The sequence below is a fragment of the Verrucomicrobiia bacterium genome, assembly GCA_019634635.1.
In the GTDB taxonomy this organism is placed as follows: Bacteria; Verrucomicrobiota; Verrucomicrobiia; order Limisphaerales; family UBA9464; genus UBA9464.
Window position 1 is genome coordinate 19811 of sequence record JAHCBB010000010.1, and the last position, 15478, is coordinate 35288.

9 protein-coding genes are annotated in these 15478 nt (G+C 66.8%); 5 read left to right on the forward strand and 4 right to left on the reverse strand.

Translation table 11 applies throughout. The features are described from left to right. Positions 1-115 precede the first annotated feature (115 nt). A complete protein-coding gene (locus KF791_08880) occupies positions 116-1543 on the reverse strand; it encodes an arylsulfatase (protein ID MBX3732695.1) in 1428 nt (475 codons plus the stop codon). 293 nt (positions 1544-1836) lie between these two features. Between KF791_08880 and KF791_08885 the strand changes: the two genes are divergently transcribed. The 4 genes from KF791_08885 (at position 1837) to KF791_08900 (ending at position 8803) form a co-directional block, all read left to right on the forward strand. Continuing rightward, positions 1837-3480, forward strand: coding sequence for an FAD-dependent monooxygenase (locus KF791_08885; protein MBX3732696.1), 1644 nt, complete (start codon positions 1837-1839; stop codon positions 3478-3480). A 326-nt stretch (positions 3481-3806) separates the two neighbouring features. Then, entirely contained in the window at positions 3807-6167 is a 2361-nt protein-coding gene (locus tag KF791_08890) for a serine/threonine protein kinase (protein ID MBX3732697.1), read from the forward strand. Beyond that, positions 6164-6910: a sigma-70 family RNA polymerase sigma factor gene (locus KF791_08895; protein ID MBX3732698.1), complete on the forward strand. Its 747-nt coding sequence runs from the start codon at positions 6164-6166 to the stop codon at positions 6908-6910. The genes KF791_08890 and KF791_08895 overlap by 4 nt, the downstream gene beginning before the upstream one ends. Before the next feature lie 588 nt (positions 6911-7498). Next, positions 7499-8803 (forward strand): hypothetical protein, encoded by a 1305-nt coding sequence (locus KF791_08900; GenBank protein MBX3732699.1) that lies wholly within the window; start codon positions 7499-7501, stop codon positions 8801-8803. A gap of 167 nt (positions 8804-8970) precedes the next feature. Here KF791_08900 and KF791_08905 read toward each other — a convergent pair whose 3' ends face one another. Beyond that, positions 8971-11721, reverse strand: coding sequence for a hypothetical protein (locus KF791_08905; GenBank protein ID MBX3732700.1), 2751 nt, complete (start codon positions 11719-11721; stop codon positions 8971-8973). Between the two features lie 154 nt (positions 11722-11875). Here KF791_08905 and KF791_08910 point away from each other — a divergent pair, with 154 nt between their 5' ends. Next, positions 11876-12133, forward strand: a complete 258-nt coding sequence (locus tag KF791_08910) for a DUF433 domain-containing protein (GenBank protein MBX3732701.1) — start codon at positions 11876-11878, stop codon at positions 12131-12133. 146 nt (positions 12134-12279) lie between these two features. Here the strand turns inward: KF791_08910 and KF791_08915 are convergent, their stop codons facing one another. Both KF791_08915 and KF791_08920 read right to left on the reverse strand, forming a co-directional pair. After that, positions 12280-13083, reverse strand: a complete 804-nt coding sequence (locus tag KF791_08915) for a hypothetical protein (GenBank protein MBX3732702.1) — start codon at positions 13081-13083, stop codon at positions 12280-12282. Between the two features lie 38 nt (positions 13084-13121). Next, positions 13122-14903, reverse strand: coding sequence for a hypothetical protein (locus KF791_08920; protein ID MBX3732703.1), 1782 nt, complete (start codon positions 14901-14903; stop codon positions 13122-13124). Positions 14904-15478 lie beyond the last annotated feature (575 nt).

The following is a 15478-nucleotide window of genomic DNA, read 5'->3' on the forward strand; positions in this document are numbered from 1 at the left end:
CTTGGTGAGACCGCGGTTTGACGCAAGTTGCCGTTGGAATCCGTTGCGGACTTCCCTTCAACCGCCCTTTGAAGAGAGCCAGATGATCGGGTTCACCGGGCATTGCCCGCGGGCCCTACCACTGCGGCACCCAATCCTCGGACGCCGTCCGGGCCGTTCGAAGATAAGCATCCAGCCGTGCGACCATCTCCGGGTGCGCGGCGGCCACATCGGTGAGTTCGCCGGGATCCGCGTCCAGGTCGTGGAGGACGATGGGTGCGTCAGGCGCGCCCCGACGCAGTCCCTTCCATCGGCCCTGGAGCAATGCCGCCTGCTGGAAGCCGCCCTCATGGAACTCCCAGTAGAGGAACTCGTGGGATGGCACCGTCTCCGGACGCCCCTCCAGCACCGGGACCAGGCTCAACGAGTCGAGGCCCGCAGGCATGGGAACTCCGGCCAGTTCGGCCGCCGTGGCCATCCAGTCACCGAAATAGGCGACATGGTCGGAGGTTGCACCCACCGGAACCCGGCCCGGCCACCACGCGATCGCCGGCACGCGAATGCCCCCGTCGGTCAGGCTCCGTTTGATGCCTCGAAGGGGTCCCGCGGGTCGAAACCGGGAGAGGTCATGGCCGCTCTCCCTGTGAGGTCCGTTGTCGCTTGTAAAAATTACCAGGGTCTTCCGCGAAAGTCCGAGGAGCTCCAGGTGGTCGAGGAGCCGCCCGACCTGGCTGTCGAGGCGGGTGATCATTGCGGCGTGTCCCTTGTCGGCATCGGGCCAGTCCAGGATACCGTACGGTCCGAAGTCGGGCGGCTGGGCGCCGTTGCCGAGGTCCCGGAAACGTTCGTTGTTTCCGTGGGGAGCCACCGGGCTCCAGAACAGGAAGAACGGATGGTGCGCGTGCCGGGAAACAAATTTCAGCGCCTCGTCGGCGAAGAGGTCGTCGGCGTACAAGAGGCCCTCCGCGGCATGGCCGGCCCCCTCGGTGCCGACCGGCGTGATGCGATTGGGCAGCGGGACCCGTTCTTCGTTGCGCCAGAGGAAATCCGGGAACGGGTTGTGTGCATGGCGCTGGTTGAGGTAACCGAAGAACTCGTCAAAACCCTGCTGCCGGGGCAGGCCGCCTGCCGCCGGGCCGATGTCTCCAAGCCCCCATTTGCCAACGAGGCCGGTGGCATAGCCTGCCTCCCGAAGTGTTTGCGCCACCGTTCGATCCTCCAGCCGCAGGGCCTGCGCTGCAGGGTGGTTGGGCCCCGCGTTGCCCCGCACCCGGGTATGGCCGTGGTGAAGACCGGTCATCAACACGGACCGGGAAGGGGCACAGACCGTGGCGCCTGCGTAGAAGCGGGTGAACCGCAGGCCCTCGCGCGCCATCCGGTCCAGGCGGGGCGTGCGAATCACACGCTGCCCGTAGCATCCGACCTCCCCGTAGCCCAGATCATCCGCCATCACCCAGATCAGGTTGGGCGTTTCCGTGGCAGCTTTGACCATCCATGCGGACAGGATCGTGGCGATCAGTATCCAACCGGTTCGGAGCTGGAAGCCTCGAAAGCGGAAATCCATGCCTTCATTCTGTCCGCCCGGACCCGCAGATGCGAGCCGCCGCCTGCGAAAGTTCCCCTGATTTCAGCGGCCCGGGCGGTGATCTCGCGCAGCCAATGCGCTCGAAGCCACCGGGCCAGAACGACCGCAGAGCCGTCCGGAGGTATCGAACCTCCAGCTCGCGGACCCTCCACAGGCATGCCGACAGCAGCCAGGCGCACCGAGGGATGGTGCGGGCATGGCAGGCGCGTCCCTCCAGACTCCGGGTCCGTACGACTTGACGGCAGCAGTGGCGACGAGGACAACCGCCCGTCATGCACCGTGGCAAATCCAACGTCCTCATCGTCGGTGCCGGCCCGGTCGGTTTGACCCTCGCTTGCGACCTCCTGCGTCGAGGAGTGCGACCACGCCTCATTGATCGCCTCGCGCAGCCCTCGCCCTACTGCCGCGCCATCGGGATCACGCCGCGATCGCTCGAACTCTGGGAGGGGCTCGGAATCGTGCCGGATCTCCTCGACGCCGGATTGTGGTTGACCGGCCTCCGCAGCATCGTTGACGGGATCGTGCGGGATCATCCGGTCCACCTCGATGATCTGCCCTACTCGTCCTTGGCGGTACCGCAGTACGAGACCGAACGCATCCTGACCCGGCGGCTCGAGGCGCTGGGAGGAGCGATTGAGCGGGGCGTGGAGTGCGTCGGACTGACCGAAGGGGAGCAGGGGGTTCAGGTATCGCTCGTCGATGCCGCCGGCGAGCGGAAGTCCGCCGATTTTCGATTCGTCGTCGGATGCGACGGCGCGCACAGCGCGGTGCGGAAGGCGCTGGGGATTCCCTTCGAGGGATCGGCGCTTCCCTACGAGTTCATGCTCGGCGACGTGCGAATCGCCTGGGATGAACCGCGTGGGATGGCGGTGCAGTCGGTGCATCCGGTATCCGGCGGGCCTCCCGACATTTTCATCGCCGTGCCGCTGCCGGAGCGCGGGCGCTATCGCGTCTCGATGTTCGCACCGGCGGAGGTCGCCGTGATCGCCGCCTCGGAGGTCCACGGAATCCAATCGGAGCGACCGGCGCCGGGACTTCCGGCGCTCCAGGCCGTCGCCGATCGGCTCCTTCCCGGCAAGGCGATCCTGCACGACATTCGCTGGTCCTCGATTTTCCGGATCGGGATGCGCCTCGCCGCCCGCTATCGGTCGGGGAACACTTTCCTGGCCGGCGATGCGGCGCACATTCATCCGCCGACGGGAGGTCAGGGGATGAACACGGGCATCCAGGATGCTTGCAACCTGGCGTGGAAGTTGGCGCTCGTCGCGGAGGGTGCAGCGCCACCGACGCTGCTGGAGAGTTACGAGGCCGAACGGCGACCGGTGGGGCAGGAGGTCATTGAACGGACGACGCGGGCGAGCATGCGCTTCGCCGCACCGGCGCCCGAGCCGGAGGCCGCGGCTGTCAAGCAGGCACGCCTCGCCGATACGCAGATTCTCGTCCACTACCGATCAAGCCCGTGGGTGGCGACCTGGTCGGGCGCGACCGGACTGCGACCCGGCGATCGGGTGCCCGATTGCCTCGGACTCCGCCGGGCGGGCGTCGGGTATCCGCTGCGACTCTTCGACCTGTTGCGAAGCACTGACCACGCCATGCTCGCCTTCCTGCCCCAAGCGTCGGCGCGGGAGGACGGAAGAGCGACCAAGGCGCTGCGTTTCCTGGCGGCGCGATCGGCGGCGGCGGGCAGACTTCGCATCCTCCTCGTCGCGGCCAAGGCCGATGCCATTGACCGAGTCGAGTCGTTCGATCCCGGCATCACATGCTGCCACGACGAAGCCGGGACATTCGGTTCGACCTTTGGGCCTCCGCCCCGTTTCGTCCTCGTCCGTCCCGACGGATACGCGGCCTGGTGCGGCACGAGCCTCGACGATTCGGAACTTGCCCGGGTGCTCGCCGCGACGTTTGTCGCGACGTGAGGCCAGCGACGGCGCACACGGGTCGTTCGTTTCGACGCGCCTCTGTCGCGTGACGCACCATGGCACGAGCGCATCGCACCGGCATCGGAGACGCGTTGGACGAGACCACATGTGCCGACGATGACGCGTGGACGCCCAGAAGATCCGGTCCATCGGGACCGCCGCCCGGCAGGTACTGGAGGCCCGACTCGGGCAGGAGGTCTTCCTGGATCTGGACGTGCTGGTGGAGAAGCATTGAGCTTCCAGAGTTCGCGTTATTTGTCGGTAACCTCGGGACTCCACCTCCTCAGGTATCCGGTGTCATGAAGACGGACCCTTCATCCCCCGTGTGTCCCCGTTGCGGCGGGGCGATTTCATCCGAGGCCCCCCAGGGGCTCTGCCCGCGCTGCGTTCTGCTGGGCGCGGCCACCAGCACCGAACCGGCGGCCGGTGCCTCCCTCCGGCAGGCGCCCGGTCTGGACGCGGTCCGCGCCGCGTTTCCGCAACTCGAGATCCAAGGGCTGATCGGTCAGGGCGGCATGGGGTTTGTGTATGCGGCGCGGCAGCCGCATCTGGACCGATTGGTGGCCCTCAAGCTGTTGCCGGTCGCTGCGGACAGCGATCCGGCCTTCGCCGAGCGCTTCGCCCGCGAGGGACGCCTGCTCGCGCGGCTGAACCATCCCAACATCGTCTCCGTTTACGAATTCGGCCAGGCGCCCGGATTTGCCTATCTCCTCATGGAGTATGTGGACGGCGTCAACCTGCGGCAGGCCATGCGCTCCGGGCGCTTCTCGCCGTCCGAGGCCCTGGCCATCGTGCCCAAGGTCTGTGAGGCGCTGCAGTATGCCCACGACCAGGGCGTGCTGCACCGCGACATCAAGCCGGAGAACATCCTGCTCGATGCCCGCGGCCGCGTGAAGATTGCCGACTTCGGCATTGCCAAGCTGGCGGGCGACCGGCATCTGGATCCCACCCTCACCGCCAGCGGCGCCCGCCTGGGTACCCCGCACTACATGGCGCCGGAGCAGATCGAATCGCCGTCCGCCGTGGATCACCGGGCCGACATCTACTCCCTCGGCGTGGTCTTCTACGAACTGCTCACCGGAGAGCTGCCGCTCGGCCGCTTTGCCCCGCCGTCGGCGAAGGCTGATCTGGACGCCCGCATTGACGAGATCGTGATGCGCGCCCTGGCCAAGGAGCGCGAACTGCGCCAGCAGAGCGCCGGCGAGGTGAAGACCCAGGTGGAGGGGTTGGGCGAAGCCGGTCCCGGCGTGAAGAACGCCAGCGCTCCGGCCGCCGCGCCGCCGCTCACGCCGCTCCAGGACTTTGAATACCGGTCCTCGCGCACCCTGTTTGGTCTGCCGCTCATCCATTACGTCTCCGGAGTGGATCCCCGCACCGGCCGTCCCCGCGAGGCCCGGGGCATCATCGCCATGGGACCCCGCGCCCGCGGCGGACTGGCCGTGGGCGGGAGCGCCCGGGGAATCATCGCCATTGGCGGTGGCGCATTTGGCGTTCTGGCCTTTGGTGGCATGGCCTGCGGCGGCGTGGCCGTCGGTGGCATGGCGCTCGGGTTGGTGAGCTTTGGCGGACTGGCGTTGGCAGTGCTCCTGGCCTGCGGCGGCATGGCCGTAGGATGGCACGCAGTGGGTGGTATGGCGGCCGGAGTCCAGGCAGCGGGCGGCATGGCCTTCTCAATGTTCCCGAACCCCATGCCACTGGAATGGCAACTGGCCCTGCTACGGATGACCCGCTGGCTGTGGCTGCCCGCCATGGTGCCGGCGCTGGCGCCGCTGGCGGTGGCCGCCTGGGTGCATGGGAAGCGGCGCGAGCCGCCGCCGTCCTCGCCGGCGGCGCCGCGCAATCCCTGGCCCCGCCGCCTGTTCTGGCTGGTGCTCACGCTGGCGCTGGTGCCGATCCTGTCCATCGGCACCGGACTCGCGGTGCCGGCGCTCCTTCAGAACGGCGCGGTCCGGAGCGCCCGGGTGGTGATGTGGCTGCCGCTGCTGGCGGCCATCTTCCTGGGGTTGCAGCTGGTCCGTCGCCCGGAGGGTCCCGCGTCCGACGCCCTGACCGTGGCCTGGAATCCCTGGCCGCGCCGCATCTTCCTCGCCGTCGTGCTGCTGGTTCTGCTGCCACTGCTGCTGCTGGTCGTGGGGGTGCTCATTCCGCAGCTACAGGCGAGACGAAACCCAGCCCGCCTGGACATCCCCACCGGCGCGGTACGGGAGGCGGAGACGGGTCTTGACCTGACCCTGCCACATAACCAGGCCACCCGGGTCGAGATCCGCTACTGGAGCAACGGGCTTCCGGTGGACCTCATCGGCGCGGGCTTCAGTGCGCGGCCGGGAATCGACTCCGGGATCTTGTCCGCATTCTGGACGCTTTGGCAGCGGCAACCGGACCAGCCGCGTCTGTTGTCCGGGGGCCCGGGAGGCTCCGGAGGGTTTCACGAAGTGAATTTTCCCGGGCATCTCCGGCTGCGGGGAACGAAGCTGGACCCGGTTCGCCTCGGTCCGGGCCAGTCTCGTACCGAGTGGCTATTCCTGCCCGAAGGGCTGACCGCGGCCAACCTGTTCACCAATGCCGCTCCCGACGTCGGCGCAGGAGGGCCCCAGGTGCTCGGGGCTCCTCCAGGCCAACCTATGCAGCCCCTATGGGGAATCAGCGTTGAACTGGGCCCGGAATCGCAAGGCGCACCGCCATGAGCGATTCCTCAAGCCCGGCCGCACCGGTCAGCGGCGCCTTCGCGCCCACCCGCTGGACGCTGGTGCTGCGCACCCAGGGTGATTCGGAGGAGGCGCGGACCGCACTCGGAGAGCTGTGCGCGGCGTATTGGGATCCGGTGTTTCGGTTCCTGCGGCGCGAGGGGCGGGGGGAGGATGCGGCGCGGGAACTGGCCCAAGACTTCTTCGCACGGGTGCTGTCGGGACGCGGCTTCCCCGGCGCCTCACCGGAGCGCGGACGCTTCCGCTCCTTCCTGCTCGGCGCGCTGAAGCATTTCCTCGGCGATCTCCGCGACCACGAGCGCGCCGCCAAACGCGGCGGCGGCGTGGAACCGGAACGCCTGGAGGCCGCCACGGATTCCCATCCTGGATTCGAGGTGGCCTCGCCGGAGAGCCCTGCCGCGGACTGCGCTTTCGACCGCCAATGGGCGCTCGCCGTGATGGCGCGCTCGCTGGGCGTGCTGGAGGCGGAGCAGGCTGGGTCCGGACGCGGCCCTTCGTTTGCGGTGCTCAAGGCCTGGCTGGTCGGGGATGCCCCGGCATTGTCGCAGTCCGAAGCCGCCCGCCAACTCGGCTGGACCGAGGGCGCGGTGAAGGTGGCCGTCCACCGGATGCGCCGCCGCTTTCGGGAAATCGTGCGCTCCGAGGTTGCCCAGACCGTTCCCGCAGCCGCCGACGTGGACGAGGAACTGCGCTACCTCGTGGACGTGTTGTCTGCCGGATAAGCGGGTGGGAAGCCGACGCACTGCGGGCACCCTGCCTTATCGCACCAATGTCCATCAGAGGGGGGGATTCGGCGGAGACGCTGTCGAGTTTCGAACGACACACGCTCGCGGTCCGCTGGCGGGTGGCCCCCGGGGCAACCGTACGCCATCGAACTCCGGCTCAGCGATCAGGCCCGCAATCTCCAACTGTGGGAAGGCCGCGCGCACCGATTCCAGTTGCGGAACGTTCATCGGGTTCGGGCTCTCCGCGCCATCCGTGGACGCCGCAGCACCGCGCAGAACACAACTCGGGCACAGGCCCCGGGGTGCCTCGGGCGGGATGGGGAGTCCGCACCGCGGGCAGGAGGGCAGCAATGCATCGGTATTCGTGTCACCCGCTTCCTGAGGAGATCGCGTGAGGAAGTTACCGGAATTCGTTCGGAATGGGCGACGAGGAAACGAAGCTCCGGCGGATGAGCTGATTCGGAGTCCTTCGGGGCTCCAATCGCCCCTTTCCCGACTTACCGGTGGTCGCTAAGCTGGCACGACAAAGGCGGGGCCGGCGGGATCTCGACACACCTTTGCGGACCGTCCTTCGGCCACTCCTCCATGACGAAGCTCTTTCTTGTGACGTTGATGGCCGCCTGGACCTGGACCTCGGTCGTGGCGGCGGACGAGGGAGCCGTATTCGACACCGCGACGTCGTGGATGAACGCGCCCGGAAGCATCTCCATCGAGCGCGCTGCGACGGACGGACGGATCCACGTCCGATTTGATGGCTTCGTGGAGTCTGCAGCGGAACTCGGCGGACCGTGGGTGCCGATGACCGCTGCCACGAGCCCTTTCCTGACCGGAGATCCTGACGGACTCCGATTCTATCGCGGAGGCGATTTGACCGACCCGGCGGCCTTCGGCTCCCGGTCGGTTGCCGAATGGATCATCGCGGGGCCGTTGCAGCAGCACTTCGAGCTCGCGTTCGCCGGGATGCCCGACGGAATCTTCCCGCCCCGTCGCGAGAAGCCGTACTTTGATGGCAGCGTGACGGTGGCGGGTCGGACGATTCCCGTCAGCTTGCGCGTACGCGGCAACTCCAGCCTTCAGGAGTGCCCGTTTCCCAAGATCAAATTGAAGGTGAGCCGCAAGGATCGGGAGGGGACGCCCTTCGCGAGCGCCCGGGAAGTCAAGATCGGCACGCACTGTGCCGAAGGAGGTCAGGGCTCCATCGGACGTCTGCGCGACGAGCGCGCCACCTTCCGCGAGGCTCTGGCCTACGAAGCGATGGAGCTTCTGGGGTTCGTCTCACCAAAGGTCCGCCGGGCGCGGATTGAATTCCGGGACACCAGTCCGGGCGACGATCCGGAGTTGCGGGGCTGGACCGTCACCCGGATGGCCATGGTGCTGGAGGATCCAGAGGTCGTTGCCGAGCGCGATGGTGGCCGGGCGCTCAGCGACGAGGAGGTCGGCGCATTGACCAACGCCCGGTTCGGCGCCCAGCTGATTGCCGACCTCCGATTCCTTCATGTGCTCCTTGGGAACTGGGACTTCGTGCTGACCGAGGACGGCCGGGACCTCTGGAACACCGATGTCATCCGGCGGGGCGATGGGGTGCTGGTTCCGCTGGCGGGCGACTTCGACCTCTGCTCGTGGGTGACGGCGCAGGTTCGCTCCTCCGCGCCTTGGGATTACCTCCCGGACCTGCCCGAGAGGGATCGCAATGTGCGCTTCGAACTGCAGACCCTCCGGCAATCGCTTCCCCACGCCACGTTTGATGCCGCCGCCGCCCGGTTTGCCGCTCGTCGTGCCGATTTGGAGCTTTTGGTCGCGGCGGCTCTTGTGGACGCAGCCGGCCGAACCAACGCTGCCGCCCATGTCACCACGTTCTTCAACGGTCTGACCGCGGTGGCCGGGCGTTGAGCTGGTTTCCCGGGCGGTGCGCATCCCGGGAATGCCGAAGTACCTGTCAGCTGAACTTAATCCGTGATCAACTGGCTGACCGCCTGGCCGAATCCATGGCTTCAGCGCCCGTGTCGGGGACGGGCGACGACCTCCGGTGGTTGGATCCGGCTCGCTGGCGTTATCCGCTAATCTCTCGCGGGTATGTGCAATACCCGCAGCCAACCCTCCGTACCATCCCCAGGGACCACCGTGCCGATCTGGCTCAAATAGCCGTCCCCGGCGATGCCGGTTCCTGCGTTGGTCTCGGACTGCGTCAGGGAACTCCGTATCCTCGGCTGGTATTGCCGTCCAGGCTGGGTGAAAAGTTCGGCACGGAGTTGATTTTCTGCCAGATGCGGGTTGACCAGAAGCGAGTCGGAATCTGCAGGGAGGCGACGGATCAGTGGGCCTGGGCGACCGTCGGATCCGGCGAGAAGGATGGAACCATCCGGAAGGACGCCGCACGCCGTTATCCGGGTGAAGCCCTCAAACGCGGCCGTCGGGGCATCAAAGTTGTCGTCCACGCGGCCGTCCGGCAGCCATCGCCGGAGGGTCTGCGTTGCCACTCCGCTTCCGCGAATGGGCGTCAGGAAGCCGCCTGCAGGAAGCCGGACGAGGCGCCGGTCAGGTTCAAGACCGACATCCGGGATGATCGGATTGCCGGCGAACGACCGGACTTCCTGGCCGGAGGCATTCCAGCGATGGAGCGGCATGCCCGTCACAACCGTTCCGTCTGTCTCTGGGAAGATCCCCCGGACCGGTAGTGAAATTCGTGCGAACTGCGGATCCGTGCGACCGTCCGGCAGCAGGCGGACCAGTCCGTAGGGGGCGGGGTTGGTGAGCATCCCTTCAAAGGAAATGCCGGCGCCTCCGGCGAAGAGCCGCCCATCGGGATCCAAAGCGAAGACATCCACCACCTGCCAGGGCTCAAAGGTTGGCGAGGCGTCAAATTCCGGATCGAGGGCGAAATCCGATGTCAGGCGGGCCATGCGAAATCTTGGAATCCCGGATACGCGGCTGAACCTGCCCGCGATCATCCAGTGTCCGTCCGGCAGTTCCAGCAGGGTGGTGACCGACGGCACATCCAGGTCGGGGAAGGCTCGTTCGGAACGCCTCCCGTCGGGAGTCAGCTCCGCCATCCCGGATGCCGGAGCGCCACCCAGCGACGTAAAACTGCCGGTCACGAGGACCGTGCCGTCCGCCCTCAGCCGGAGATCCTCGACGCGGCCGACGCCTTCCACGAGGCCCGCCATGCCAAACCCGGGGTCCAGGAACCCCTCGGCGGTCAACCGGCCCACCAAGGGCACCGGGCCGGCTTCACCGGAACCGGCACCGAACAGGATCCGTCCGTCCGGTTGCGGTACCAGCCGGGTGACTGGAAACACGGTCATCAGCCGTTCACCAAACTGCGGTGCAACCCTCCCGGGGATCGGACTGCGGATCCCTGCGTCCGTCCGGCCCAGATCGAGCACATTCGTCCCGAGGTCATTCCAGGCCATCAGCTGGAACGTCGCGGGCACCACGCCCGCATCAACGGGCAGTCGCAGCCCCGGGTGGATGGCGCCGGGAATTGGCAGCCCGTCGCGCAGCCACTGCACGTTGGCGGAGGGACTTCCAGAAACCTCCGCCGCGAGGTGCAGGACCTCACCCTCAGCAATCCGATGGCGGGTCGCCTTGACCGCCAGCACGGGTTCGGATTCCGCCGGGCTGTACGCAAGCAACCGCGCCAGTCCTGGTCGTGGCACCCCGTTGACCGCTGAGAAGGATCCGCTGATCCAAAGCCGCCCCTGATCGTCCAGCGTCATGGCCGAAACCGAGGAACCCGGAGGGTCGAGCGTCACTTGAAAGGAGGTGTCGAGGGAGCCGTTGGTCTCGACGCGGATGAGGGTTCCGACAGGACTTCCCGCCCAAGTCTCCATGGCTGGATCGCTGATCAGCAGGCGTCCGTCCGGTTGAACACAAATCAACGACGATCCGGCGGGGTTCCCGTCAGGAAACACGCCCACGATCGCACCCATCTCGTCAACCACGGCGATGCGGCGATCCGGGGCTCCCCGCGGGGCCACATATTCGACCCGGACCACCACGGAATCGTCGGGACCAATGGTCAGTCCCGTGGGTCTGGCATTCATGAAGGGCGGTTCCGGCCTGGGCGTGATTCCGGACAGAACGTCCGGATCTGCAGCGTTGGTCGGGCCGATGCCCAAGGCGCCTCCCGGATTCCAAGCGGGATCCGGCCGCCCATCGGCGAGCAGACGGACCAGGCCCGGCCGCTCCAATCCGCCTGCCGACAGGAAATTGCCTCCCACGATCAGACGCCCCTGGCGGTCGCTGACGACGGGCCCAGAGCCCATGCCGATGAGGACCGATCCCTCCGAACTGACAAAATGGACCGGGTCTACCTGGCCATTCAGGCCGTATCCGGGGATTTCCCGTCCTTCCGCATTCTGTCGGGCAACCCTCAGTGCGGATGGGTTGAGCAAAAAGGAGCCGTCGGGTTGGGGAAACTGCCGGGTCAGAGGGGTTCGCTGGCGTGCGAACGTCCCGTCGGGTTGCTCCAGCCAGGTCGCCGCGAAGTCACTGGCCAGGAAGCCGCCCCAGGGGGTGGGAACGAGGTCGGAAACCGGGCCCGCCAGTGGCGCATGCAGCCGCCAGTCCGGATCGGCACGGCCATCTGTGGACAAACGGCGCACGGAGTTCGCATCCGGCAGATGGAGGTAGTTCCCGACAACCACGAGGAATGCGTGGGGTCCCCGATGCTCGTCGCCGGGGGAAAACCCGGAATCCAAGATTCCGGATCCGGCGTTCGAGGTAAGGGAAGGCGTCAGGACGAGACCTGTGGCGGCGAGGATCCGAAGCAAAATCCGCCATGGGTTGAGGTTGCGGGAGGTTTTCACAGGAGATGGATTTTCAGGATTGCAGTAGTAAACGGTAGGTCTGGAGATCCGGTGTTTGCAATGATAAACTTCCCTTCATGAGTTAGCCGTGGATGTCCAGGGCCCCGGGTTCAGCGGGCTTTCCGTCTGATCGAAATGCCGATACGGTGCCGTCATGAAACCATCGGCGCGCGACGAGCTTCTGAGGCGGATCTGGATTGACCCGGGCCGCTGCGGCGGCAAGCCCTGCATCCGGGGGCACCGCATTTGGGTTTCGCTGATTCTTGACTTGCTGGCGTCCGGCAGTCCCGTCGAAGAGATCCTCAAGGACTACCCTGGCCTTGAGCGCGAGGACATCCGTGCATGCCTTGCCTACGGCTCGGAGATGACTCGGGAGCGCTACGTGGAGATCGCCTTGGAAGGGCACGCGTGAAGTTGAAACTCGACGAGAATCTTGGCGAACGTGGTCGGGCGGTTCTTTCCCAAGCCGGTCACGACGTAGTCACGGTGGTGGAACAGGGTATGGCGGCCGGACTACAAAGCCTCCCACGGAGGCTGGGGAAATCTGGCGAACGTCGTTCAGCGCTGCGATTCCAACGTCATCAACTGAAAGAGAGGGCTGGCCTCCGGAAGCGATTCCCTGGCCTTGGTAATGGCATCGGAAAGTTTGGCGGCTTCGAGTTGCCCGGCACCGCCCACGGTGTCCTTCACGATCTGATCGGCAGCCGACGTCGCATCGTCCGTGGACGGTTCCAGGAGGGGCAGCTCACCCAGCACGATCTGCCAGTTGTTCAGGATCCGCCACGCCTGGTACGACCAATACTGGCGGACTTCGGGCGGCGTTACCGGGCTCACCAGGTCCTTCGCGTCTGCCATGGCGACCAGGGCCGTCCTGAAACGGGACTCATACTGCGGATAGCTGGCGCGGACATCCTCCCGGCCTCCGGCCTCCAGGCGCTGCTTGACCCGGGAGTCCTCCACCAACCCGGGCACCATGGTGAGGATTACGGCGTCGCGGGAGTGATTCCACCGCCCGTCGTTGGGGTCCAACCGCTCCAGAGCCGTCTGGCCACGGGACACGCTTTCCAGGGCGTTTGTGAATTCCCCGCCGCGCCATTGGGAAACGGCCCGCAGAGTCCACGCGTTGGGTTGCAGGCGGGGATCCAGCGTGGCGATGAAATCTGGTGTCAGCTCACCGGCCACCTCCCGATACTGGTGGGCTGGCTCGATGAAGGGATCCGCAAAGCGCTGGTTGTCGGCCTGAACCGCCTTCTCAAACCGGTTCTGGACATCGCGATACTTCAGGGTGGAGCAGCCGGTCAGGACCGCCATGCCGGCGACGAGCGCGAGCTTGAGAAACGCCGGGAAACGAATCGGATTCATGATTGAATGAGGTTGAAGTTGCGGCTCGGGGTGCGGAATCAGGCCTGGCGCAAACTGGCCAGGGCGGCGGCCTTCACCTCGGCGGCATCCTCCAGGGAGAGGTCGTCCCAAAGGACCGCGTGCAGCAGGGCCTCCGCGACTGTCGGAAGATTGGCCCCATTGATCCGGCCGGAGAGGGCGCCCCGTGCGAGTTGGAGGGTCCGGGAAAGGGTTTCGCCGACGAGGGCGGGACGGCTCTCGATGAACGTCTGGAGGTTCGCCGAGGCGAGCGGCAGCATCCGGGCGGCCACTGCGATCAGCGTTTCCCGGGTCCAGATCTTGCGGGGACCGGGAGCCGCGACGAAGGCGGACACCACCTGGTGCAGGATCTGGAACAGTGCGTTGCTGGCGGGACTCGCCGACGCCGTGTCAATCAACAGGCGGCCGTTGTCGAGGGCGGCCTGGAGGGCGATGCGCACCAGGCTCAGGAAGCCGTCGCCGCTGGTGACCGCGGTGGGATCCTCGCCCAGGGCGCGGGCCACCGACGCAATGACCTGGGCGAGCACCGTTTTCCCCGGGTCCCCGCCAGCGTCGCCGAGCAGGTGCTCCGGATGGCGGGCCACCTCGCCGAGGACCACCCGCGTCAGTTCCAGCACCTGGCGGCGGGACAGCAGATCCTGGATGCTTCCACCGCCGGCCAGCCGCGACGAAAGACTTCCCGCCATTGCCGCCAGGGCATCGGCGAGCAACTGCTCCTGCGGATGCTGCGGATCCATCAGCAGTTCCATGTTTTCACGCGCGACCTCCAGCGCCTCATGCAGCACGGCGCCCGCGGTCTCTGCGGAGAACAGCCGCTTCCATTTCCGATCGCCGAGAACGGCCGCGGTCCGCGAGATGAGCGACTGGAGGACCTTGCGGTCGGTCATCACCTCCGGATGCTCCGCCGCCGTCCGCAGGGCGCTTTTGAAGATCAGTTCCAGCGACTGGTTGTTGAACAGGTCCTCCTGGCCCTGGAGTCCCTGAAGGACCTGTCCCAGCGTCTCCTTGACGAACAGGGCCGCATCGTCGTCCGGAAGGAACAGGTCCACGTCCGAAACCAAAGCCCCGGCGGCGCCCCGGAGCAGGCTGGTTCCAATGCGGCGGAAGAATTGTTGCCGGCGGGTCTCATCCTCATCGGCCACCGCCCGGCGCAGGTCCTCGGCCACCGCACCCGTGATCCCGGCGAAGAGGACCTTGAGCCGTTCGTCATCAACCTTCAGCGCCGCATGGTTGCTGAGGGCCGACAGGGCGGCTCCAAGGAGATCCGCCAGGATCTGCCGTCCGGCGCCCTCGGCGAAGTCCGTCTCCTTCAATCCGCCAATGAAGGCGCCGAGCACGCGCTTCGCCCCGGAATTGCGCCCCATGGCCTCCGGATGCGTGGCGAAGTAATCAATGCCGATCTCCACCACCGTTCCAAACACCCGCCGCACCGGATTCCGGGCGCCAAACTTCGCATCGAACTGCCCGAGGCCCGCCAATTGCCCGACCAGCTCCAACTGACGCTGGTTGACGTCGGACACCGGAACCACACCCGCCAGCTCCACGGAGCGCATGGCTCGGTAGATCTGGACCAGTTGCGCCGTGTCCTCTTCCAGGCCGTGGCATGGCTGTCCGGACTTGAACAATTCCCGGTGGTCCCGGAAGAACGCCATGGCCTCGCCCTGGGTGACGCTGCCCACCAGTTCCCCAAGGGGCATCAGCAGGGGCCGCTGGGCGGTTTCGTCCACAAGCACGTCGTTGATCTTGCGGCCGAGTTTGATGCCGGCTTCGACGGCAAAGAGGACCAGATTCGGGTCCATCATGGGAGCATGGGGTTGACCGTTGAAATTCAGGCCCGAAAGGTGCCGAGGGGAACCGATGAAAGGGTCCGTCAGCGTGCACGGGGAAACCAGACAAAAGCGTTCCCAACGCAATCTGCCTGCCCACGCAGTGGTGCCCGCAGCTGATGGAACGTTGGGTGCCCGGTCAAAAAGTGCTCACCATCGGAGGGGGAGCTGGAGTCCCACCAGCGGGTGAGGTCGGTGGGGCGAGGCTCCTGCCGAGCCGTGCGTGCGACTGCAAGCGGGGCCTGTGGGGACTCCACAAGCGGACGGCTCAGGAGGACCTTCGCCGCACCATCGGAAGGCGAGCTCGAGCCCCACCAGCGGGTGAGGTCGGTGGGGCGGGGCTCCTGCCGAGCCGTGCGCGCGACTGCAAGCGGGACCTGTGGGGACTCCACAAGCGGACGGCTCAGGAGGACCTTCGCCCCACCATCGGAAGGCGAGCTCGAGCCCCACCAGGGGGTGAGGTCGGTGGGGCGGGGCTCCTGCCGAGCCGTGCGTGCGACTGCAAGCGGGACCTGTGGGGACTCCACAAGCGGACGGCTCAGGAGGACCTT

Coding starts and splice junctions, on each gene's coding strand:
- KF791_08880 (MBX3732695.1), bottom strand. CDS start 1,543: ATGGATTTCCGCTTTCGAGGCTTCCAGCTCCGAACCGGTTGGATACTG.
- KF791_08885 (MBX3732696.1), top strand. CDS start 1,837: ATGCACCGTGGCAAATCCAACGTCCTCATCGTCGGTGCCGGCCCGGTC.
- KF791_08895 (MBX3732698.1), top strand. CDS start 6,164: ATGAGCGATTCCTCAAGCCCGGCCGCACCGGTCAGCGGCGCCTTCGCG.
- KF791_08900 (MBX3732699.1), top strand. CDS start 7,499: ATGACGAAGCTCTTTCTTGTGACGTTGATGGCCGCCTGGACCTGGACC.
- KF791_08910 (MBX3732701.1), top strand. CDS start 11,876: ATGAAACCATCGGCGCGCGACGAGCTTCTGAGGCGGATCTGGATTGAC.
- KF791_08915 (MBX3732702.1), bottom strand. CDS start 13,083: ATGAATCCGATTCGTTTCCCGGCGTTTCTCAAGCTCGCGCTCGTCGCC.
- KF791_08920 (MBX3732703.1), bottom strand. CDS start 14,903: ATGATGGACCCGAATCTGGTCCTCTTTGCCGTCGAAGCCGGCATCAAA.